Source organism: Clostridium chauvoei (assembly GCF_002327185.1).
GTDB classification, from domain to species: Bacteria; Bacillota; Clostridia; order Clostridiales; family Clostridiaceae; genus Clostridium; species Clostridium chauvoei.
In genome coordinates this window covers 2142268-2164339 of record NZ_CP018624.1, presented here as the reverse complement: position 1 = coordinate 2164339, position 22072 = coordinate 2142268, and the positions used below count along the sequence as shown (strand labels likewise).

The 22072-nt window shown below is 25.6% G+C and carries 25 protein-coding genes; 23 read left to right on the top strand and 2 right to left on the bottom strand.

Translation table 11 applies throughout. The annotated features are described in order from the left end of the window. Positions 1-77 precede the first annotated feature (77 nt). Complete coding sequence (locus tag BTM21_RS10185; protein WP_079481092.1) at positions 78-911, bottom strand: Cof-type HAD-IIB family hydrolase; 834 nt, start codon at positions 909-911, stop codon at positions 78-80. Between the two features lie 147 nt (positions 912-1058). Beyond that, positions 1059-1643: a sigma-70 family RNA polymerase sigma factor gene (locus BTM21_RS10180; protein ID WP_021874794.1), complete on the bottom strand. Its 585-nt coding sequence runs from the start codon at positions 1641-1643 to the stop codon at positions 1059-1061. A 187-nt stretch (positions 1644-1830) separates the two neighbouring features. Between BTM21_RS10180 and BTM21_RS10175 the strand changes: the two genes are divergently transcribed. The 23 genes from BTM21_RS10175 to BTM21_RS10060 all read left to right on the top strand — a co-directional run bounded on the left by BTM21_RS10175 (position 1831) and on the right by BTM21_RS10060 (position 22057). Then, positions 1831-2043: a DUF1659 domain-containing protein gene (locus tag BTM21_RS10175; protein ID WP_079481093.1), complete on the top strand. Its 213-nt coding sequence runs from the start codon at positions 1831-1833 to the stop codon at positions 2041-2043. 36 nt (positions 2044-2079) lie between these two features. Next, positions 2080-2304, top strand: a complete 225-nt coding sequence (locus BTM21_RS10170; RefSeq protein ID WP_021874796.1) for a DUF2922 domain-containing protein — start codon at positions 2080-2082, stop codon at positions 2302-2304. A gap of 182 nt (positions 2305-2486) precedes the next feature. After that, a complete protein-coding gene (locus tag BTM21_RS10165; RefSeq protein WP_021874797.1) occupies positions 2487-3014 on the top strand; it encodes an RNA polymerase sigma factor in 528 nt (175 codons plus the stop codon). Positions 3015-3443: 429 nt separating this feature from the next. Further along, positions 3444-4124: a YveK family protein gene (locus BTM21_RS10160; protein WP_079481094.1), complete on the top strand. Its 681-nt coding sequence runs from the start codon at positions 3444-3446 to the stop codon at positions 4122-4124. Between the two features lie 34 nt (positions 4125-4158). After that, positions 4159-4836, top strand: a complete 678-nt coding sequence (locus BTM21_RS10155) for a YveK family protein (RefSeq protein ID WP_021874799.1) — start codon at positions 4159-4161, stop codon at positions 4834-4836. 12 nt (positions 4837-4848) lie between these two features. Further along, on the top strand, positions 4849-5502 hold the full coding sequence (locus tag BTM21_RS10150; RefSeq protein ID WP_021874800.1) for a CpsD/CapB family tyrosine-protein kinase: 654 nt from the start codon (positions 4849-4851) through the stop codon (positions 5500-5502). A 3-nt stretch (positions 5503-5505) separates the two neighbouring features. Continuing rightward, positions 5506-6279, top strand: coding sequence for a tyrosine-protein phosphatase (locus BTM21_RS10145; RefSeq protein ID WP_021874801.1), 774 nt, complete (start codon positions 5506-5508; stop codon positions 6277-6279). Between the two features lie 72 nt (positions 6280-6351). Next, positions 6352-6981, top strand: a complete 630-nt coding sequence (locus BTM21_RS10140; RefSeq protein WP_372450476.1) for a sugar transferase — start codon at positions 6352-6354, stop codon at positions 6979-6981. A 17-nt stretch (positions 6982-6998) separates the two neighbouring features. Beyond that, positions 6999-8045 carry a mannose-1-phosphate guanylyltransferase gene (locus BTM21_RS10135; protein ID WP_021874803.1) on the top strand — a complete coding sequence of 349 codons (1047 nt, stop codon included), beginning with the start codon at positions 6999-7001 and terminating at the stop codon, positions 8043-8045. Next, positions 8035-9279: a glycosyltransferase family 4 protein gene (locus tag BTM21_RS10130; RefSeq protein ID WP_079481095.1), complete on the top strand. Its 1245-nt coding sequence runs from the start codon at positions 8035-8037 to the stop codon at positions 9277-9279. The genes BTM21_RS10135 and BTM21_RS10130 overlap by 11 nt, the downstream gene beginning before the upstream one ends. A 12-nt stretch (positions 9280-9291) precedes the next feature. Beyond that, positions 9292-10377: a GDP-mannose 4,6-dehydratase gene (gene gmd / locus BTM21_RS10125; RefSeq protein ID WP_021874805.1), complete on the top strand. Its 1086-nt coding sequence runs from the start codon at positions 9292-9294 to the stop codon at positions 10375-10377. After that, positions 10370-11452: a hypothetical protein gene (locus BTM21_RS10120; protein ID WP_079481096.1), complete on the top strand. Its 1083-nt coding sequence runs from the start codon at positions 10370-10372 to the stop codon at positions 11450-11452. Before gmd ends, BTM21_RS10120 begins: the two co-directional genes overlap by 8 nt. A gap of 4 nt (positions 11453-11456) precedes the next feature. Then, positions 11457-12386: a GDP-L-fucose synthase gene (fcl, locus tag BTM21_RS10115; protein WP_021874807.1), complete on the top strand. Its 930-nt coding sequence runs from the start codon at positions 11457-11459 to the stop codon at positions 12384-12386. Between the two features lie 15 nt (positions 12387-12401). Next, positions 12402-12962 carry an acyltransferase gene (locus tag BTM21_RS10110; RefSeq protein WP_096145433.1) on the top strand — a complete coding sequence of 187 codons (561 nt, stop codon included), beginning with the start codon at positions 12402-12404 and terminating at the stop codon, positions 12960-12962. Continuing rightward, positions 12963-14027, top strand: a complete 1065-nt coding sequence (locus tag BTM21_RS10105) for a glycosyltransferase (protein ID WP_021874809.1) — start codon at positions 12963-12965, stop codon at positions 14025-14027. 8 nt (positions 14028-14035) lie between these two features. Beyond that, entirely contained in the window at positions 14036-15331 is a 1296-nt protein-coding gene (locus BTM21_RS10100) for an O-antigen ligase family protein (RefSeq protein WP_021874810.1), read from the top strand. Next, entirely contained in the window at positions 15309-16403 is a 1095-nt protein-coding gene (locus tag BTM21_RS10095; RefSeq protein WP_079481098.1) for a glycosyltransferase family 4 protein, read from the top strand. The genes BTM21_RS10100 and BTM21_RS10095 overlap by 23 nt, the downstream gene beginning before the upstream one ends. A gap of 45 nt (positions 16404-16448) precedes the next feature. Next, positions 16449-17594, top strand: coding sequence for a glycosyltransferase (locus BTM21_RS10090; protein WP_021874812.1), 1146 nt, complete (start codon positions 16449-16451; stop codon positions 17592-17594). Next, entirely contained in the window at positions 17594-18820 is a 1227-nt protein-coding gene (locus BTM21_RS10085) for a glycosyltransferase (protein ID WP_021874813.1), read from the top strand. The genes BTM21_RS10090 and BTM21_RS10085 overlap by 1 nt, the downstream gene beginning before the upstream one ends. Positions 18821-18851: 31 nt before the next feature. After that, entirely contained in the window at positions 18852-19517 is a 666-nt protein-coding gene (locus BTM21_RS10080) for a CatB-related O-acetyltransferase (protein ID WP_021874814.1), read from the top strand. Positions 19518-19519: 2 nt separating this feature from the next. Then, positions 19520-20161, top strand: a complete 642-nt coding sequence (locus tag BTM21_RS10075) for a lipopolysaccharide biosynthesis protein (protein WP_096145432.1) — start codon at positions 19520-19522, stop codon at positions 20159-20161. A 50-nt stretch (positions 20162-20211) separates the two neighbouring features. Continuing rightward, positions 20212-20646 carry a polysaccharide biosynthesis protein gene (locus BTM21_RS10070; protein WP_161493126.1) on the top strand — a complete coding sequence of 145 codons (435 nt, stop codon included), beginning with the start codon at positions 20212-20214 and terminating at the stop codon, positions 20644-20646. Positions 20647-21007: 361 nt separating this feature from the next. After that, on the top strand, positions 21008-22057 hold the full coding sequence (locus BTM21_RS10060; protein WP_021874816.1) for an acyltransferase family protein: 1050 nt from the start codon (positions 21008-21010) through the stop codon (positions 22055-22057). Positions 22058-22072 lie beyond the last annotated feature (15 nt).

Sequence of the window (22072 nt, the reverse complement as noted above, 5' to 3'; positions counted from 1 at the left end):
AAAAATCCGTATGTATTTTAGATGTGTTAAAACATTCTTTTATACAAACGGATTTTTTTCTTATTATAATAATAATTTTAAAGTACGAATTTTCTTATTACCTTAGCAACTCCACTATTTAAATTAGTATCAGTTATATAATTGGCTTCTTTTTTTACCATATCGAGGCCATTACCCATTGCTACACCAAGACCTGCATATTTTATCATTGATAAGTCATTTTCAGAGTCACCTATACAAATTACATTCTCTGGTGAAAGGTTAAAGCTTTCAGCTAACTTTGATACAGCATTACCTTTTGAAGATGTTCCTAACATTAATTCGAAGTTATAAGGACTTGAACTAACTATATGAAGGTCATTTTTAAATTTATTTTTAAGTTCTTCCTTAGCTTTAAAAAGTTTATCCACATAATTTTCTTCAATAGTAATAGCTTTTAGAATTTGTCCATCAAATCTATTTATAGCATTAGTTAAGTCTTTTTCTATAACAAATTTAATTTTTTGATCATCTGGAAGAACTCTATTCATCTTAGCATAAGCATGATTAAAAGGTACTTCAGTTTCTCTTAAAACAGTATCAAAAGTATTAAAATTGGTGTGAAGTCCATAATGTTTTATTATGTCATATACTTCATGTAAAATATCTGAGGATAAAGGGTTTGCAAAAATAGGTTCATTTGAAGATTTTTCTCTTACATAAGCACCATTAGAAGCTATTATTGGTGCATCTACACCTATCATATCAGAGTAGAACTTAGCCGAACAAAAAATTCTACCAGTAGTAATTGCAATTTTTACTCCTTTGTCATTAGCTTCTTTAAGAGCTAATTTATTTTCATCACTAACTCTATGATCATCATCAAGTAGAGTTCCATCCATATCTATACAGACTAATTTATATTTACTCATAAAAATATCCTCCCTAAAATATCATATCTTTCAAAATGTAGTAATTTAATTTATAAAACAACATATAGACAAAAGTCATATATAAAGTTTCTATTAACAATATTATCTAATTTATATTATAACAAAAGAACGTAGAATTTAAAAAATTTATTCAGATAATTTTGATGAAAGGAAGTTCTTAAGTTTTTCTAAACTACGTTTTTTAATACAAGTACAATTATAGTAATCCTTAGAGGTTTCTTTACAATAATTAGTTAATGTGTTTTTCTTATCACCTAAATAAAGAAAAGTTATTAATTCAAGCTCTTGAGGGTCAAGCTCACATAAGGCTAAACTTAAATTTAATAAATCATTTCTAGATATAAAATCATTTTCAACATCATCACAAGAGGGTAATAAATCACAAAGTTCAGAACCTTCATCAGAAACACTATTTAAACTTATAGATACATTATTATTATTAGCTTCCCTTCTATAAAGATAACCATAGCCATTACGTATAGCCCAAAAGACATAGGAAGGAAAGCTTTCTATATCTTTATCTAAATTAAATTTATTAATTGCATTAATTATATTAAGATTTCCAATTTGAATAATATCATCTAAAGTATAATCATTTAAATGAACTCTTCTAGATTCTTTAAGTATTAAATTACGATATAACTTTATTATTGCCTCCATTGCAATTTTATTTCCCTTCTTAGCAAGAATTAATAATTCTAAAAAATCCATAAATCAAGCACCCCTTTATTTATTATATGTAGAGTCTAAAAAAGACTCTCTATATAATAAATACGCACTTGGTAGGAGGTTTTAAGAAAAATAGTAAAAAAATACGAAAAAAATTTTGAAAAATTTTTATAAAAATCCCTCAAAAAAATCAAAAGCTGCATATTTATTAAGTATAGGAGGTGATAATATGGCAGCTACTTCAGAATTAGTAAAAAACTCATTAAAGCTTAGTTATCTTGTTGGAGAAAAGAAAACAAAGACTCAAAGCTTTAAGAACATTGCAGAATCAGCTACTGATGACCAATTAGTTGAACTATCTGATGGCATTGAAAAATTACTAGCTCATAGCGTTGAGACAGTAAGAAAAGAACAAATCTTTAAAATCTCAAAAGGGATATAGCTTTAAGTAAAAAAATAAAGAAAGGAGGGGAAGGGTATGGCTACAACAACTACTATAGTAATGTCGTTTAAAGATCCAGTAGAAAAAACTTTTAAATTATCTGTAAGAGATGTTAATCCTGAAATAAATGAAGATAACATCAATGCTTTAATGGATAATATAGTAGCAAACAATGTTATTGAAACAGAATATGGAGCTTTAGCATCTAAAGAAAAGGCTGAAGTTATAGTTAAAGAAGTTACAGAAGTTAACTTAGTTTAAGTATAATTCAGTTATAAAGATATCTATGACTATTAAGTTGTAGATATCTTTTTTTGCTTTATAGAAACTTATAAATGAATAAATTGTAAAATATAGAAAAAATAATACAAAAAGCATAAAAATTTGATACAATATATTTAAAGAACGTCTGTTCTTTAAATAAGATAAAGGAAGGTTGGAAAATGAGGGATTTATTAAAGAGAGCAAAGTTAGGCGATAAAAAAGCAAAAGAGTTAATTATAATGGCGTGTAAACCACTTATAATTAAAACTTACAGGTCAGTTGAATTAATAGATTATGATAAGGAAGATATAGAACAAATTTGTGTTATGGTTATACTTAATGTTATAGAAAAAATTGATATAAATAGAGGGGATAAGCTTTTAGGATATATAAAAAAATCTATACAAAATCAAATGATAGATTTAAAAAGAAGGAGAAATGTTAAGGAAAAGTATGAAAAAGTTGTTATGGTAGAAGTGGCAGAAAATAGGGCTAGTATAGAAGAAGAGATATTAGAAAAAGATCTTATTAAAATACTAATAAAGATAGTAAAAAATCTATCGTATGAAGAGAAACTTCTATTTAAAATAGTTTTCCTAAATGAGAAACCATTAACTCGTTATGCAGATATTAGAAAAATGTCATATATAGATGCATATAAGTTAAAACAAAGAGTTACAAGGGTTTTACGTGAAAATATAAAATAATCAAAAAAACAAGGGATTTGAGTAAACATTTACACTCAAATCCCTTTTTTGCGTGAATTTAGATAATTTTTCATATGAAATATTAAAAAATATGTAGGAGCTATAAGCGTAAATATTGAAAATTTATTAAAAAAATTAAAGTTTTATGAATTATGATTACAAAATCGTAAAAGAAAAATCGACAAAGATAATTACAAAAAATTTACAATTAATGCAATAAAAAAGAATTGAGGCAATTGAAAAGATAAGCTAAAAATGATATTATAATCTTGAATTTAATCATATTAAATAAAAAATTTCAAATAAGCATACGAAAGTGAAAAAATAAAAATTTTAAAATTCATAATTTGAATTTTTATTTTTAATAAAATAAAAAATATGATATAATTTTTATGCTTATGAAAGAAAAAGGGGATAAGTGAGGGGAAAATGGAAAAAGACGTAAATTTTCAACGAATATTGACAGCTATAAGAAGAGGATGGAAAACAATAGTTATAACAGTACTAACTATTACATTAATATCCTCAACCACAACTTTCTTTTTAATTAAACCTACATATGAAACACAGGTTAAATTATTTATAGGAAAAGAGGAAACTAAAAAAGAGGGATATAACGAAAGTGAAGTACATATGTATCAAAAGTTACTTAAGACTTATTCAGAAGTTATTAAGACTAAGGATTTAGCAAATGCTGCAATAAAAAAAGCAAATATAGATATAAAGCCAGCAGAGGTTCTTAATAACTTAACAATAGTTCCAGTAGCAGATACACAAATACTAGAAATAAAGTATAAAAGCACATCACCTACTGATGGATATAATTTAATAAACTCTATTAAAGATGAATTTATTAAATTATCAGAGGATATAGTTCAAAAAGGTAATATACAAGTTTTAGAAAGTGCACAAATTCCTAAAAAACCAGTAAGCCCTAATAAAGTTTTAAATATAGGATTATCTATTGTTTTAAGCTTAGGGTTAGGTGCCGGAATAGTTTTATTAAAAGAATTTATGAACAATTCATTTAGAGGTAAAGAGGAAATAGAAAAAGAATTAGGTTTACCTGTAATTGGAGTTATACTAGATATTAATTCTTTGGAGAGATAGATTGATTCTAAATAAAACATAATGGAGGATAACATTGGAAGAAAGAGTTATAAGTATTGAAGAATTATTTCAAGCAATTAAAAAAAGATGGAAGTTAGTAATTTTATGTACAATAGTAGCTACACTTTTATCAGGAATTATAAGTTTTTTTATAATAAAGCCAAGGTATGAGGCTAACACGAAGATATTTATAGGTAAGGAAGAGGGAGAAAATCAAAACTATGATCAAAGCGATGTAGCTATGTATCAAAAGCTTATGAAAACATACTCTGAAGCTATAAAGACCAAAGACCTTATAGGAAGAGCTTTAAAAAATAGTAGCTTAAATTTAAAGGAAGATACTATACTACAAAATTTAATAGTACTACCTGTAGCAGATACACAAATTCTTCAAATAAAATTTAAAGGAAAAGATAAAGAAGAAACAAGAGATGTTATAGAAGCTATTACAAAGGAATTTATTAATACTTCTAAAGATTTAGTTCCAAATGGAAATACAAAAGTAATAGAAAAGGTAGAACTACCTGAAAAACCAATAAGCCCAAATAAAAAAATGAACATAATAATAGCTTTTGCACTAGGATTTTTAGTAGGTATAGGTTTATGTTTCTTATTAGAATTCTTAGACAATACTTTTAAAAATAAAGAACAGTTAGAAAAAGAACTAGGGGTACCTGTAATTGGAGTTATTCCAAATATAGATAGAAAGTAAAGGAGAGAGTTTATGTTTATAGTAGAAAAAGATCCTAAATCTATAGCAGCAGAAAGCTATAGAACTTTAAGAACCAATTTACAATATTCATCTTTTGATAAGGAATATAAAGTAATAGTTGTAACTAGCTCAGAACCAGGAGAAGGTAAATCAACTACATCAGGAAATCTTGCAATATCCTTAGCTCAAGGTGATAAAAAAGTAATATTAATAGATTGTGATTTAAGAAAACCGTCAGTACATAGAAAATTTAAGATATCTAATGTAATAGGTTTATCAGATGTATTAATAGGAAAAGAAAAGTTATATGCAGCAGCACAAAAGCACGGAGATAACTTAATAATATTAACCGCAGGAAAAATACCGCCAAACCCATCAGAAATGTTAAACTCAAAAGCTATGACAGCACTACTAGAAGAATTAAAAAAGCAATTTGATTATATAATCTTAGATACTCCACCAGTACAAGCCGTAACAGATTCACAAATTTTATCAACAAAAGCAGATGGAACAATTCTTGTTATCAGATCTGAAAAAACTAAGAGAGATTCAGTACATAACGCAGTAAACTTATTAAAAAAAGTAAATGCTAACATAATTGGTACAGTTCTAAACGGGGTAGATGCTAGCCATAATAAGTACTATTATTACTACGGAGAAGGATAATATATGGTAGATATACATTCACATATTTTATGGGGAGTAGATGATGGGTCAAAGTCAGAAGAGATGACTTTGAATATGCTAAGACAAGCTGTTAAATGTGGCACTAGTAAAATAGTTGCCACACCACATTTTTTAAGGGGACATTATGAAATTGCACAAGGGGAATTAAAAAACAACTTAAAGAAAATTAAGGAATTAGCTGAAAAAAATAATATAAACCTATCAATATATTTAGGGCAAGAAGTATATTATACAGAAAAAATTCTGGATTATTATAACGAAGGTTTAATAGGGACAATAAATGGTTCTAGATATATGTTGATAGAATTTCCAATTAGAGATTTTTCAACAACAGAAATATTAGATAATTTATATGAACTTCAAATAAAAGGGATAGTGCCAGTAATAGCACATCCTGAAAGATATATAAAATTTATAAGAGAACCTAGATTGATAAATAGGTTCATAAGAGAAGGATATTTATTTCAACTTAATTCAGGAAGTATAGAAGGTAAGTTTGGTAAAGATGTTAAAAAATTAGCAGAAACTTTTCTTGAAAATAAAATATATAGCTTTATAGGTTCAGATGCTCATAGAGACGAAAAGAGAAATACGGATATAAGTGAAGGAATAAAAATAATAAAAAAAATAGATGATTCTTATTTAAGAGCATTAAGGAACAATGGGGAAAAATTATTAAATAATGAAGAAGTAGAATTTTTCGGAGAACAAATAAAGCCTAAGAAAAAAGGCTTATTTGGAATTTTTAGGAAATAATAAAAAATATTTTAATTACTAGGGAGGGAGTGAGGAAATTTGGAAAGGCTAAATCTTAAGGAGGATAAGATAGTGCTTCAAAATATTAAAGAGAGAAGATATTTATATGAAGCATCTAAAAGGGGACTAGATATAATTGCTTCTTTAAGTGGTTTGATTTTACTTAGCCCAATTTTAATAGTAATAGCTACTTTAATAAAGTTAGAATCAAAAGGACCTATAATATTTTCACAAAAAAGAGTTGGTTTAAATGGTAAAGAATTCAATATGTACAAGTTTAGATCAATGGTTGTAAATGCAGAAGAACTTAAAAAGAAACTTGCAGAGCAAAATGAAATGTCAGGTCCAATGTTTAAGATGAAAAATGATCCTAGAATTACTAAGATAGGAAAGTTTATAAGGAAAACAAGCATAGATGAATTACCACAATTAATCAATATCCTAAAGGGAGAAATGAGTTTAGTAGGACCTAGACCAAGCCTTCCACAAGAAGTAAAAGAGTTTGAACCTTGGATGATGAAAAGATTAGAAGTAAAACCAGGGCTTACATGCTACTGGCAAGTATCAGGAAGAAATAATATTGATTTTGAAGATTGGATGAAGCTAGACATTAAATATGTGGAAACGAGATGTCTTTTATTAGATATAAAGCTTATATTTAAAACATTTTTTGTATTATTTGGAGATGATAATGCATGTTAAAAGGAAGGAGAGATATTATGTTATGTGCTGTAATTATGGCAGGGGGTAAGGGAACAAGATTTTGGCCTTTATCTACAGAAGAAAAACCAAAGCAATTTTTAAACCTTATAGAGGAAGAAACTATGATTCAAATGACAGTAAATAGAATCCTTCCTATTATTCCTATGGAAAGAGTGTTTGTATGTACTGGGGCTATGTATGTAGATTTAGTAAGAGAACAACTTCCAAATCTTCCAGAAAGAAATATAATAGTTGAACCAGAAGGAAGAAATACAGCTCCTTGTATAGCTTTATCATCATTAGTTATAAAGAGATATTACAAAGATGCCAATATGGTAGTTTTACCTTCAGATCACTTAATAAGAGATGAAGAAAAATTTAGAGACATTGTAAAAGCTGCAGATAGCTATTTAAATGAAAATAAGAATGCAATAGTTACTTTAGGAATGAAACCAGATAGACCAGAAACAGGTTATGGATATATAAACTACGGAACAGAGGAAGTAGAAGTTAATGAGCATAAAGTTATAAAAGTAAATTCCTTTGTAGAAAAACCTAATTTAGAAAAAGCTAAAGAGTATTTAAAGCAAGGTTCATATTTATGGAATGGTGGAATGTTTTTATGGAACATAGAAAACATATTAAAAGAGATAAAAGCATACTTACCTAATACTTATGAAGCTTTAAAAGAAATAGAGAATATAAAAGAAGAAGACTTACAAGAATATATAGTTGATAATTATAAAAAAACAGATTCAACATCAATAGATTACGGAATTTTAGAAAAGTCTAATGAAATATATGTAGTTCCAAGTGAAATAGGTTGGGATGATGTTGGAAGCTGGGAGGCTATTGAAAGATATAGAGAAAGAGACACTATGGGAAATATTCATGTTGGAAATATAAGTAGTGTGGGCGGAAAAGACAATTTAGTAATAGCACCTAATCAAAACATAATAATAGATGGATTAAGTGGTATTTACGTTATAGAAAATGATGGACAAATAATAGTAGGCAGTAAAGAAAAAGTTTCTCAAATAAAGGAATTAAGATATGCAAGATAAGAAAAATTTATTAATATATGCACATTATTTTTATCCTGATGTTGCATCAACTGGACAAATACTTACAGAGTTATCAGATAGTTTAAAAGATACTTTCAATATAACTGTAATATGTGTAGTTCCAAGCTATGATGGGAAAGTTTCAGAAAAGTATAAGACTAATAGAATTTATCATGAAGATTTTAATGGAATAAAGGTAGTTAGAGTTAGAGTACCTGAATTCCAAAAGAGTAATAAGATAAGTAGAGTTAAAAACTTATTAGCATATTTCTTAAACTCTATAATAGCTACATTCAAAATAGGAAAACAAGATTATATATATACTATTTCTCAACCACCAGTATTAGGAGGAATCCTTGGAGTAATAGGAAAATGGTTTAAAGGCGGAAAGTTAATTTATAATATCCAAGACTTTAACCCAGAGCAAACTATGGCTATAGGTTATGCTAAAAATAAATTTATTTTAAACTTTACTATGATGTTAGATAAATTTAGTTGCAAGATGTCAGATAAAGTTATAGTTGTTGGCCGTGATATGCAAGAGACTTTAAAAAATAGATTTAATGGGAAAAATGTTCCAAGGAATGTATTTATAAATAACTGGATAGATGAAAAAACAACATATCCTTTAGATAGCAATAATAAAAAAATTATAGAATTTAAGAAAAAGTATGAGTTAGAAGATAAATTTATAATTATGTACTCAGGAAATATAGGATTATATTATGACTTAGAAAATATAATTAAAGTTATTGCAGAATTTAAAGATGAAAAAGATATAGTTTTTGCATTTATTGGTGATGGAACAGTAAAAGAGAAGATAGAAAAATATGCTATAGATAATAAATTAGAAAATGTAAAATTTATACCATATCAGCCTAAAGAAGATTTAATATATTCTTTAAATTCAGCAGATATACATTGGGTAGTAAATGCAAAAGGCATAAAAGGAGTATCTGTACCAAGCAAACTTTATGGAGTAATGGCTGTAGGTAAGCCAGTTCTTGGAGTACTAGAAGAAGGTTCAGAAGCAAGATTGATAATAGAAGAAGCTGGATGTGGAATATGTGCAGAACCAGGCGATTATAAGGGTATTTTTAACAACATAAATTACATAGTTAAAGAAAAAAATAATATAAAGGCTATGGGGCCAAAGGGACGAGAGTATCTAGAAAAGAATTTAACTAGAGATGTGTCTATGGAAAAATACAAAAATAATATTTTAGAGTTATAAAGGAGTTAGATTATGAAAAAAGCGTTAATTACAGGAATAACAGGACAAGATGGATCATACTTAGCAGAATTATTATTAGAAAAAGGTTATGAAGTACACGGAATAATAAGAAGACATAGTACTATAAATACATCAAGAATAGATCACTTATTTGAAAATCCTGAAATAGGAAACAAGAAACTGTTCTTACACTATGGAGATTTAACAGATTCAAGTAACTTAAATAGATTAATAGAAAAAATTAATCCAGAAGAAATATACAACTTAGCAGCACAAAGTCACGTTGCAGTAAGCTTTGAAGTTCCAGAATATACAGCAGAAGCTACAGGAACAGGTACTTTAAGATTACTAGATGCAATAAGAGAAACAGGCGTTAAGTGTAAATTCTATCAAGCTTCAACTTCAGAATTATTCGGAGGACTTCCTGATACAGCTCCACAAAGTGAAAAGACTCCATTCTATCCAAAGAGTCCATACGGTGTAGCTAAGCTTTATTCATATTGGATAACAGTAAACTATAGAGAAAGCTATGATATGTTTGCTTGTAACGGAATATTATTCAACCACGAATCACCAAGAAGAGGAGAAACTTTTGTTACTAGAAAGATAACAAGAGCAGTAGCTTCAATAATGGCAGGAAAGCAAGAAAAGTTAAGCCTTGGAAACTTAGATGCAAAGAGAGACTGGGGATTTGCAGGAGACTACGTAGAAGGTATGTGGTTAATGCTTCAACAAGAAAAGCCACAAGACTATGTACTTGCAACTAACGAAACTCATACAGTAAGAGAATTTGTTGAACTTGCATTTGAAGAAGTAGGAGTAGAAATAGAATGGAAGGGTACTGGAGTAGATGAAAAGGGATATAACAAAGCTACAGGTGAATTATTAGTAGATGTTAACCCAAGATACTTTAGACCAGCAGAAGTTGAACTTCTATGGGGAGATTCAAGAAAAGCAGAAAAAGAATTAGGATGGGAAAGAAAAGTTAGCTTCAAGAGCCTAGTATCAATGATGGTAGATGGCGATATGAGAGAAATCGCTGGAATAGGTTCACAAGAATTTATAAAAAAAGCAGAAGCTGCAGTTACAAATGACTAAAAATAAAAAAATTGCTTTTTATATATCAGACCATGGATTTGGTCATGCATCAAGGAATATACCTATTATTAGGTATATTCTTGGTGCTAATAAAGAGATAAATATAATAATAAAAACTGGAGTATTTCAAGGAGAATTTTTGAAAAATTCTTTAGAGGAATTTAGTAATAGAATAGAGTATTATTTTTCACCTATGGATGTTGGACTTATTTTGAAAGAAGGAAGTTTAGAAATAGACTCATATAAGCTTAAAGAAAAAGTTCAATTATATATAGATAGCTTTGAAGAAAATATTAGAAAAGAATCAGAGTTTCTACATTATAAAAATGTAGATTTAGTAGTAAGTGATATAGTACCTTGGATTTTTAAAGCTTGCAAAAAAGTTAATATAAAAAGTATGTTAATTTCAAATTTCACTTGGGTAGATATTTATAAAGAATATTTAGAGAAAGATATAATTGATAAATATGAAGAGTGTTATTATTTAGCAGATAAAACTCTACTATATAAGTTATATATTGATAATATGAAAAGCTATATTAAAGAGTATGAAGAGGTAGGAGTAGTTTGTAGAGATTTTAATAAAGAAAAAATTAATAAAATAAAAAGTAAGTACGATAAACCATTAGTTTTTATAAGTGTAGGAAGATCTGTAAGTTTAAATGACAATATAGATGTAAGTAGTTTAGATTATTACTTTATAGCAACAGAAGGTATAAATTTAATTGGGGATAATGTAAAGTACTTACCTAAAGAAACTAAAAATACTCATGAATACTTAATGGCTTGTAATTATATAATAACAAAAGCTGGGTTTGGTACAATAGCGGAAGCTTTAATAGGTAGAAGTAAAATAGCTGTTTTATCAAGAGATACAGTAGCAGAAGATAGAAACACAATAAAGAAATTAAAAGAAAGAAATTTAGCTTTAGAAGTAAGTTATGAAAATTTCGATATAGAAAAAATATTAAAGAGATTAGAAAAATTTAAACCTAATTATAAGGAAAATGATTTTACTAATGACTATGAAAATATAGGAAATAAGATAATTAATTATTTAAAGGACGGTGTTTAGAGATATGCATAAAGAAAGCAAGATTTATGTTGCAGGACATAGAGGATTAGTAGGTTCAGCAATAGTTAGAAATTTAGAAGCAAAAGGTTTTAAAAATATAATTTGCAAAACACATAAAGAATTAGATTTAACAAATCAAAATGAAGTAAGAAGATTTTTTGAAGAAGAAAAACCTGAATATGTATTTTTAGCAGCAGCTAAAGTTGGTGGAATAAATGCAAACAATACATATCCAGCAGACTTTATATACGAAAACTTAATGATTCAAAACAATGTTATAAAATCAGCACACGATTTAAAGGTTAAAAAGCTATTATTCTTAGGAAGTACTTGTATATATCCTAAAATGGCTCCACAACCAATAAAAGAAGATTATCTTTTAACAGGAGCTTTAGAAGAAACAAATGAAGCTTATGCAGTAGCTAAAATAGCAGGACTTGAAATGTGTAAGTTCTTCAAGAGACAATATGGAGATAACTTTATAAGCTGTATGCCAACAAATCTTTATGGACCAAACGATAACTTTGACCTAAAGAATTCACACGTATTACCAGCTTTAATAAGAAAGTTCCACGAAGCTAAAATAAATAATAGCGAAACAGTTGAGATATGGGGAACAGGTACACCATTAAGAGAGTTCTTATACGTAGATGATATGGCAGATGCATGTGTATTCTTAATGGAAAACTACGATGGAGAACAACATGTAAATATAGGAACAGGAGAAGAGGTTTCTATAAGACAATTAGCAGAAACAGTTAAAGAAGCTGTAGGTTTTGAAGGTGAATTAGTATTTAATACAAATATGCCAGATGGAACACCAAGAAAACTTACAACAGTTGAAAAATTAAATGGACTAGGATGGAAACATAAGGTTAGCTTAAATCAAGGTATTAAGATGGCTTATGAATGGTTCTTAGAAAATTATAAATAAGGTTAAGAGGTGACTATGTTTAAAAGTAACTACTTTAAAATGATATTGAGATTAAACAAAGTTAATTTCGGGAAAAAATTAAATCTCTATGGAGTTCCAGTAATTTTTAAGAAAAAAGAGTCACAACTAAATATAGGAGAAAACTGCACTATAAAGAGCAGTTTTCTTTCAAATTTAATTGGATTAAGTCAAAGAACTATAATAGTTACAAGAACAAAAGAAGCAAAGATAAATATAGGAAATAATGTTGGAATTTCAGGTGCAACAATATATGCAAGAAAGGCGATAACTATTGGAGATAACACTTTAATTGGGGGAAATGTAAAAATATTAGATAATGATTTTCATCCGATAGAAGTGGAAGCAAGAAATATAGATGATAAAGATAAGATTGGAACTAGAGAAATAGTTATTGGAAAAGATTGTTTCATTGGATGTAACTCTATAATACTAAAAGGGACTAAGATTGGTGATGGATCTGTAGTTGGAGCAGGAAGTATAGTTTCAGGGGAGTTTCCTAAAGGTGTGGTTATAGCTGGAAACCCAGCAAAAATTATTAAAAATGTAGGTGATTAGATGAATATATTATATTTCTTATGGAGAGGTGGAATTGGAGGCGGAGAAAAAGTAGTATTAAATTTAGTAAATGGGCTTAAGAATAAAGGGTTTAATACTAAGATTTGTGTGTGGATGAAAGAAGATGCACCTCTAAAAGAAGTATGTAAGGAACAAGGAATAGAATATATAGAATTAAATGGGGAGAATAAATTTAAATTATCAACTTTTATAGAGTTAATAAAAGTTATAAGAGGTAATAAAATAGATATATTACATTCTCATGGAGCTATAGCTAAATTTTTTGGAACAGTAGCAACTAAGTTTACTAAAGCAAAAAGTATAATAACAATTCATAGGTTAACTGCAGATAGAAAATCTCATCATAAAGTCTTAAACATGATATCTATATTATTATCAAGCAAAGTAATTTGTGTTAGTAAAGCTGTAGAAAATGGCTTAAACAAGATAGAAAAAATTATATATAAGTTAAAAAGTAAAATTGTTATATATAATGGCTTAGATATAGAGAAAATAGAAAGATTATCCAATGAATCAGTTGATATTGAAAAAGAAGAAGATATAGTATATTTACTTTTTGTTGGAAGATTAGATCCAATAAAAGGTGTAGATTATTTAATAAGAGCAATGAAAACTATAGTTGAGACTGACCCAAAATATAAATTACTTATAGTTGGGGATGGTGAGGATAAAAAAAGGTTACAGGACTTAACTAATGAATTAAATTTAAATAAATATATAGATTTTAAAGGACATCAAGATAATGTTTATAAATACATGAGGTTTTGTGATGTTTTAGTTAATCCATCTTTTACAGAGGGTTTTCCATTAGTGATATTAGAAGCTTTAACTAATAAATTATTTATAATTACAACATGTGTAGGCGGAATTCATGAAATACTATGTGATTATAAGTATAAAAAATATATACCGGTAAAATCTAGTGATAGTATAACAGAATCAGTTTTAAATTGTAGATTTAAGGTTGAATATAAAGCTGAAATTAATAAATTTAAAATAGATAATATGATAGAAGAACATATTAAATTTTATAATATAAAGTAGGAGATGTGATGAGAGCTGAAATTTTAATTAAATTAGCATTTATATTGATAACATTTGATGCCTTTCCATTTCATAAATTGGGAATAAGTTTATCATCAATGCCATTATCATACATATTTATAGGGTTATTTTTTATAGCTAATTTAGATAATATGATAAAGTTAAAAATAAAGAAATTCGAATTAAGTATTATAATGTACGCACTTTTTATGATTATATTCACAATAATAACCAATTATCGTAATTCATTTTCTAGTTTAGGGTTAAATAAATTTATAAATGAATTTATATTAACTTTTATAGGATATTTTAGTATAAAGTTATATCTACAAGTAAAAAAAGATTATAAAAAGATTTTAAAATTAGCTATCAATGGAATAAAGATATCTGTATTTTTTGGGATAATACAATTCTTTTATATTCATGTTATGAAGTTAAACTTTATTTTTAATATTTTAGATAAAATAACTCTTGATACAGAGTATTTACTTTGGGGAAGAATATCTATGAATTTTGGAGAGCCATCATTTATAGGAAGATATATATTATTAATTATAATCCCATATTTATTACTAATAGAGAAAAAAAAGAAGAGTGATAATATATATATTTGTGCTTTTATAATTTTAGGAATTTTATCAGGATCCACAAGAATTGTTTTTGATATAGCAGCAGGAATAGTTGTATTAACGTTTATATATTATAAAGAGATAATAAAGAAAATAAGTCTAACTAAAATATTTATAGGTTCATATATAATTATTTTATCAATTCTAATTATGTTTGTTATAAAACCTGATCAGGTTTTCGGTCAAATTGAAAATGTACAGGAGAGAATAGCAATTATATTTGATAAAGATTCAGGGAAAAAAGATTTATCAACAGAATGTAGATTATCTTATTCACTAATTGGGCCATATTCATTAAAGGAAAAACCTTTTGGATATGGAATTGGAAATTACATTTATGCATATAGAGATAATATAAAATCAGTTAATAAAAATTATATGGGAAATTATGAATTAGTAAGTGTATATAATAGAGAATGGCTAAGTTCTTTTAATATGTATAGTAGATTTATGGTTGAGACTGGGATATTAGGATGTTTATTTATGTTAATAAGCATTATAGGTTTATTTAATAAAGTAAAATATAATAGGGAATTTACAGTTATATTATTATTAAATTTATATAATATAATTCAATCAGATTTTATGGCATTTATACCTATGTTAATATGGATCTCAATTTTTCTATGTTTTAATAATAAGGAGAAAGTAAATGGAGAAAGTGTTATTTTATGACTATAATATTGTAGGTCATCACTGGGATTATGACTATTTTACTATGATGAATATGAATGGAATAGAAAAAGTATATTATAGTATAGACTTAGATGATGAAAAGAAATATAAATTAAAAAAAAGTAAAATAGAACATATAGAAGGAAAAAGAGTATCAAATAATAAGTTCAAAAGGATACTTGATTTTTTAATTAACATAAGAAAAGTGAAAAAATACTGTAAGAATAATAATATAAGTAGAATTCACTTTTTTACTTTAGACTATATGCTTATCCCTATAAGTATTTTATTTTGGGGAAATAAGTATAAATTAACAGGGACAATACATTGGATTCCTAAACAAAATATAAAGTATAAAATAATAAGACATTTAATATCAAGTACAGGATTTAAAATTATAGTTCATGGAGATTACATAAAAAATTCTATGGAAAGTAGATTAGAATTAAAAACTAATAATATTAATTCAACTAATTATCCTATTATAGAAAATAATAAATTTAAAGAGCTTTCTTATAATAAATTAAATGAAGATATAACAATTTTATATTTTGGTGGAACTAGATATGATAAGGGTATAGATATTTTAATTGAAGCAATTAAAAATATAGATAAAAAAATTAATTTAATAATTGCAGGTAAAGAAGAATATTTTTCAAAAGAATATATATGTGAAAAAATATCAAAGAATAAAAATATAAATTGTATTTTAGACATGAAATATATAAGTGATGAAGAAATGGATAAATATTATAAGATTTCAGACGTTGTAGTATTACCATATAGAAAAATTTTTGGTGGGCAAAGTGGTATTTTAACAGAAGCTATAAACTACGAAAAAGTTTTAATAGCACCTGATATAGCTCAACTTGGAGAAACAGTTAAAAGTAATGATATAGGTATATTATACCAATGTGAAAATGTAATAGATCTTAATGAAAAAATAAATTTTGTTATTGATAATTATGAGGAAATAAGAAGTAGATATATAGAAAATCAAAGAAATTATAAAAAGATAGCTACATTTAAAAATTTAAGTAGTGATTATATGAACTTAATAATTAAAGAATAACATAATTCATATCAACAATTTAATTTATAATCTTGGAGGATTAGTATGAAAAAAATATTATATATATGGCAAACTGAATATCCTTGGGATATAAGAGTAGAAAAGTTTGTGAAATCATTATCTGAATTTAATGAAGTGCATTTACTTTGTAGAAATACTAAAAAAAATAAAGAAGAAGAATTTATAGAAGAAGATAATTACAAAATCCATAGATTCCCTATAAAATGGAGCAATAAGAGATACTTAAGTGAACCATTACATTTAAATGTTTTTTGGAGAATATTCATTGAAAATAAAATAAAAGAAATAAAACCTAATTTAATTATAGTAAGAAATCTTCCATTAGCTAAATTAGCTATAAAATTAGGAAAAAAATATAATATAGAAGTTATTTTTGATAATGCAGAAAATTATCCAGAATTCATAAGATTTTTCCCAAGATATGATAAAAAGATTTTCAAACTTATAGACAAGATGGGATATTTAGAGAATCTAGAAAACTATTGTGTTAACCAATCAAAGGTTACTATAAATGTAATAGAAGAAAATACAGATAGAATAGCAAATAAAAATATTAATAGAGATAAGATGATGGAAATATATAATGTTCCTCCAATTAATGAAAAATTTAATTCTATTGAGCATGAAGGAATAAATTTATGTTATATAGGAGCATTAGATGATGATAATCTTAGAGGAACAAGTGATTTAATTAGAGCTATGGCATTGATAGAAGATAAATATAAATTATTTATTTTAGGTGATGGAAAAGAAAGAAATAAATTAGAAGCTCTTGTTAAAGATTTAAAGCTAGAAAATAAAGTGTTTTTTGAGGGCGCTATAAAGTATAGCGAAATAAAAAATTATGTTAGCAAATATGATATTGGGGTAGTACCTCATAGACGTACAGCCATGACAGATACAACTATGGCAAATAAAATATATGAATATATGTCCTGGAGGTTAGCAGTTATAGCCACAGATGCCATACCATTAAAAAGATTTGTAAATGAAAATAAAGTTGGAGTTATATATGAAAGTGGAAATCATATAGATTTAAGCGAAAAAATAATTGAATTATGCAAATATAATATTAATGAAATAAGAAATACTAATTATAAGTTACATATAGAAAAGTATAATTGGGAAATTGAAAGCATTAAATTATTAAATTTAATTAAGGAGAAATAATGAAAGTAGCACATTTAAGTACAGGAATCTCTAATTCATCTGCTGTAACTAGATTACATAAATCAATGTTAAATAAAGGTATTGATTCATATTTAATAACATTAAGAGAAACTAATAATATAGATAGAGCTATAAAATATACAAGTTATACTAAGTTTATGAAATTAAAACGAAGTTTAAATATTATATTAGATAAATTAATATTAAAAATTTATAAAGATAAAGAAAATCTTTTATATTCTTTAACTTCTGGTTATGACATAAGTAAAATTAAAGAATTAAAAGATGCGGATATAATTCATCTTCATTGGATAAGTGGAAGCTTTATAGATTTAAAATCGTTAAAAAAACTAAATAAACCTATAGTTTATACATGTCATGATAGTCTACCATTTACAGGTGGATGTCATGTTAAGTATAAGTGTGAAAATTATAAAACAGGTTGTGGAAATTGTAGAATGTTAAATTCCAATAAATTAAAAGATATATCTTACTATATAAATAAACGTAAAGAAGATATTTATAGAGATTTAGATCTAGCTTTTATATGTCCAAGTAATTGGATAAATAAGCAGTTAAAAGAGAGTAATGTTTGCAATAGCAAAAAAAGTTATGTAATAGGAAATACATTAGACTTTGATATTTTCGATATAAAATCTAATAATTCATTTAAGGAGTTAGAATCAAATAAAATTAAAGTTCTATTTGGAGCTGTAGATCCTAAAGGTGTTGAATATAAAGGCTATTCTATAATAATAGAATTTATAAAAAAACTTAAGAGAGATAATAAAGAACTATTAGATAAAATGCAATTTGTAGTTTTTGGAACATCTGATATTGAAGAAATAAAAAATTTAGGTGTTAATTGTACAGCTATAGGGGAAATAAAATCACAAGAGAAGTTAGCGAATTTATATAATGATTGTGATATATTATTGTATCCAAGTTTAGAAGATAACTTACCTAATGTAGTTATGGAATCTCTTGCTTGTGGACTTCCAGTAGTTGCATTTAATATCGGTGGAATCTCAGACTTAGTTAAACATAAGAAAAATGGTTATCTTGCAAAAGAAAAAGATGTTAAAGAGTTACTACAAGGAGTAAATTGGATAATAGATAATAAAATAGATAAAGAAAAAATAAGAGAATCTGTATTTTGTGATTATAATAATGATGTAATTGTAGAAAAGCATATAAATTTATATAAGGGTTTAATTATAAAGTAAATTTAGAATTATCATTAAAAGGGAGAAGTTTATGAAAAATATAGATTTTACTAAGTTTTATATAAATGATATAAAACAAATAATAATTCCAAGTTTTTTTAAAAAATTACGTAAGGTATATATTTATAAAAAAATTTTTAAAAATTCTTATGTATCATATAAAGCTAAGGTTGATATAAAAGAAGAAGTTAAATTAGGCGAAAATTCAAGAATATATGAAAATGTAAATATAGGTGTTAAGAGCTTTAAATTAGGTGATTTTAGCACAATAAGTGGACCTACTCAAATTGTTGGACTTGGAAAAGTTACAATAGGTAAGTTTTGTTCTATTGCACCAGATGTTTATATGGTTACGAACAATCATAACATGAATAATCTTATAACTTATCCAACTGAATTTATTTACGATACTTCAAAAAAAGACCATATTATAGAGGATATAAAGATAGGAAATGATGTTTGGATAGGAAGAGGAGTAACAATATTACCAGGAGTTAATATTGGAGATGGATGTATTGTTGGAGCGGGATCAGTAGTAACCAAGGGTAATTATGAACATTATTCTATTATCGTTGGAGTAAAAGGAAAAGTTATTAAGAAAAGATTTTCAGAAGAAGTTATTAAAGAAATAAAAGAAAAAAATATTTTTAATAAAGATATTAACACATTTAAAAAATATCTGGAGGAATTTAATTAACTATGATTAATAGTTCTAAAAAATTACAAAAGGATTTTGTTAGTTATTTCATTTCTAACTTTGTCCCATTAATAATGAATTTATTAGCAGTGTACATATATACAGCTATATTAAAAACAGATGAGTTTGGTGAATATAATATTGTAATATCAACATATACAATTATAAGTATGTTTTTATTTGAGTGGATAGGACAAGGGATAATGAGATTTATGCCTATCTATGAAAAAGAAGGAACAACACCTATTTTAATGAAAATTGTTAAGGTTATAAATACTTTAATTTTGGCATTTGTTGTGCTTTTTGTAATACAAAAGGTATGTATTAGATATAACGTTTTAGACGAATTAATTATAGGTGCACTTTATGTACTAACAAGTGGTGTTTTTTTAATATTAACATCTATATTAAGAGCTAAACTAAATTCAGGACTTTTTTTAAAAGTAAGTTTATTTCAATCCGTTATAAACTGTGTTATCAGTATAGGATTATTAATAAACTTTAAAAGTTTTTGGATGATTGTAATATCAAAAGTTATAACAAATATAATTGCAATAATATATCTAATAAGAGAAATAAATAAATCAAAAATAATAGCTAATGATGAAATTAAAATAACAAAGGATAAATTAAAAAAATATTAATGGAAATGCTTAAATATGGGTTTCCCATAATACTTACTGGAATAGGTTCTATGGGATTAAAAATAGGTGATAGATATATTATTAAATATATATTAGGAAACTCTGGAGTTGGAATATATACATCAAATTATATGATAAGCGAAAATATAACAATGGTATTATTTGGGCCTATTATGACAGCAGCTCATACGTTAATGATAAATCTTTATGAAAAAAATCAAATAGAAGAGCTTAAAAATATGTTATTACAAATAAAAAAATCAAGTATATTATTATTTATCCCAATAATTATGTATATAACACTTTTTCATAAAAATACCAGTAATATTTTTATATCTAAATCCTATGATGTAGGTAGTTTAGTAATACCAATAACACTTTTAGGAATATTTTTATTTAATTATGGATTGTATAATTTTAAAATTTATGAATTTAAGTTAAAGTCTATGAAAATAACTAATGTTATTACAATATGCTTTTTATAAATATAGTATTAAATATATGTTTAATAACTAAATTAAATATATATGGAGCAGCATTATCAACAACTAGTGCATATGCAATATTTTTTATTATTTCTGTTTATGTAAATAAAAAGAAAAATTTATAAATAGAATAGAAAATAAATTCACAATAAAGTTAATAATAAACAATCTAGTTTTATTTATTATTTGGTTAACAATAAAATTCTTTAGTAATAAATTATTAAGAATAGATAATTATCTTGAAAATATTATTTTTGTTATTTTTACAGCTACACCAGTATTTTTGGGGTATTTATATATTTCTGTATTTAAATTAAAAATGATTAAGTTAAAATAATTTAGAAAGTGTAGGTATTAAATATTGAAAAGAATAAAAGAAATTGAAGGTATAAGGGGTATAGCAGCATTAATGGTAGTTTTTTCTCATGTGTTAGGATGTCTACCATTTGCTTTAATGTTAGCAAATATAGACTTAGCTAAGACTCCGATACATATATTATGGGATGGACATGCAGCAGTAATAGTATTTTTTGTATTTAGTGGTTATTTTGCATCAATTAAGTATTTTGAATTTAATATAAAAATGACAACGAAGGAATACTTCAAATATATATATAATAGATTTTTAAGAATATATCCAGTTTATTTTATAGCTATACTTATTGGATTTATTTTATGTAATATGTTATATACTAGAAGCAATGTAGAGTATTTTAATGAATGGTTTGTAAAATTCTGGACAAATAAACTTACAATAAAAGAATTTATAAATCAAATATTTATAATAGGAAAGTTTAATACAGATTTAATAAATCCTCCTATATGGACAATGGTTTATGAAATGAGAATAGTTATTGTATTACCTATTTTTATAATATTAATGAAAAAGTATAATAGTACTTTAGTATTAATAGCTTCATTTGTTATATCTAAGTTGCTTCCAATAATAGGAGTTTTACATATTTTCTTAATGGGTATGTGGATAGCTAAAAATCAACATATAATAATAGAAAAAGTAAATAAAAGAAACATATATAAGTATATATTATTGATTATTGGGTTAGTAGCCTTCATATCTAGATGGACTTTTTATAATATATTTAGTAGATTTTCAATAGGGAAAATTGACTTAGTCCTTCTATTTGGATTTGCATGCATATTTATTTATATACTATGTTCCAAAGGAAATAGAAAAAATATATTAGTGAATAATAAGATATTTAACTTTATAGGAGGGATATCTTATAGTATATATTCAATTCATTTTATAGTTCTATTATTTTTAGGTAAATATTATCAGTATATAGATAACTATTTATTATTTGTAGTATTAAATTTAATTATTACTATAATATTAGCAACTATAATAAATAAAACTATAGAGAAGAAAATTATTAAATATAAATTATAATTATTTTAAAGAAGA

Coding starts and splice junctions, on each gene's coding strand:
- BTM21_RS10185 (WP_079481092.1), bottom strand. CDS start 911: ATGAGTAAATATAAATTAGTCTGTATAGATATGGATGGAACTCTACTT.
- BTM21_RS10180 (WP_021874794.1), bottom strand. CDS start 1,643: ATGGATTTTTTAGAATTATTAATTCTTGCTAAGAAGGGAAATAAAATT.
- BTM21_RS10175 (WP_079481093.1), top strand. CDS start 1,831: ATGGCAGCTACTTCAGAATTAGTAAAAAACTCATTAAAGCTTAGTTAT.
- BTM21_RS10170 (WP_021874796.1), top strand. CDS start 2,080: ATGGCTACAACAACTACTATAGTAATGTCGTTTAAAGATCCAGTAGAA.
- BTM21_RS10165 (WP_021874797.1), top strand. CDS start 2,487: ATGAGGGATTTATTAAAGAGAGCAAAGTTAGGCGATAAAAAAGCAAAA.
- BTM21_RS10160 (WP_079481094.1), top strand. CDS start 3,444: ATGGAAAAAGACGTAAATTTTCAACGAATATTGACAGCTATAAGAAGA.
- BTM21_RS10150 (WP_021874800.1), top strand. CDS start 4,849: ATGTTTATAGTAGAAAAAGATCCTAAATCTATAGCAGCAGAAAGCTAT.
- BTM21_RS10145 (WP_021874801.1), top strand. CDS start 5,506: ATGGTAGATATACATTCACATATTTTATGGGGAGTAGATGATGGGTCA.
- BTM21_RS10135 (WP_021874803.1), top strand. CDS start 6,999: ATGTTATGTGCTGTAATTATGGCAGGGGGTAAGGGAACAAGATTTTGG.
- BTM21_RS10130 (WP_079481095.1), top strand. CDS start 8,035: ATGCAAGATAAGAAAAATTTATTAATATATGCACATTATTTTTATCCT.
- gmd (WP_021874805.1), top strand. CDS start 9,292: ATGAAAAAAGCGTTAATTACAGGAATAACAGGACAAGATGGATCATAC.
- BTM21_RS10120 (WP_079481096.1), top strand. CDS start 10,370: ATGACTAAAAATAAAAAAATTGCTTTTTATATATCAGACCATGGATTT.
- fcl (WP_021874807.1), top strand. CDS start 11,457: ATGCATAAAGAAAGCAAGATTTATGTTGCAGGACATAGAGGATTAGTA.
- BTM21_RS10110 (WP_096145433.1), top strand. CDS start 12,402: ATGTTTAAAAGTAACTACTTTAAAATGATATTGAGATTAAACAAAGTT.
- BTM21_RS10105 (WP_021874809.1), top strand. CDS start 12,963: ATGAATATATTATATTTCTTATGGAGAGGTGGAATTGGAGGCGGAGAA.
- BTM21_RS10100 (WP_021874810.1), top strand. CDS start 14,036: ATGAGAGCTGAAATTTTAATTAAATTAGCATTTATATTGATAACATTT.
- BTM21_RS10095 (WP_079481098.1), top strand. CDS start 15,309: ATGGAGAAAGTGTTATTTTATGACTATAATATTGTAGGTCATCACTGG.
- BTM21_RS10090 (WP_021874812.1), top strand. CDS start 16,449: ATGAAAAAAATATTATATATATGGCAAACTGAATATCCTTGGGATATA.
- BTM21_RS10085 (WP_021874813.1), top strand. CDS start 17,594: ATGAAAGTAGCACATTTAAGTACAGGAATCTCTAATTCATCTGCTGTA.
- BTM21_RS10080 (WP_021874814.1), top strand. CDS start 18,852: ATGAAAAATATAGATTTTACTAAGTTTTATATAAATGATATAAAACAA.
- BTM21_RS10075 (WP_096145432.1), top strand. CDS start 19,520: ATGATTAATAGTTCTAAAAAATTACAAAAGGATTTTGTTAGTTATTTC.
- BTM21_RS10070 (WP_161493126.1), top strand. CDS start 20,212: ATGGGATTAAAAATAGGTGATAGATATATTATTAAATATATATTAGGA.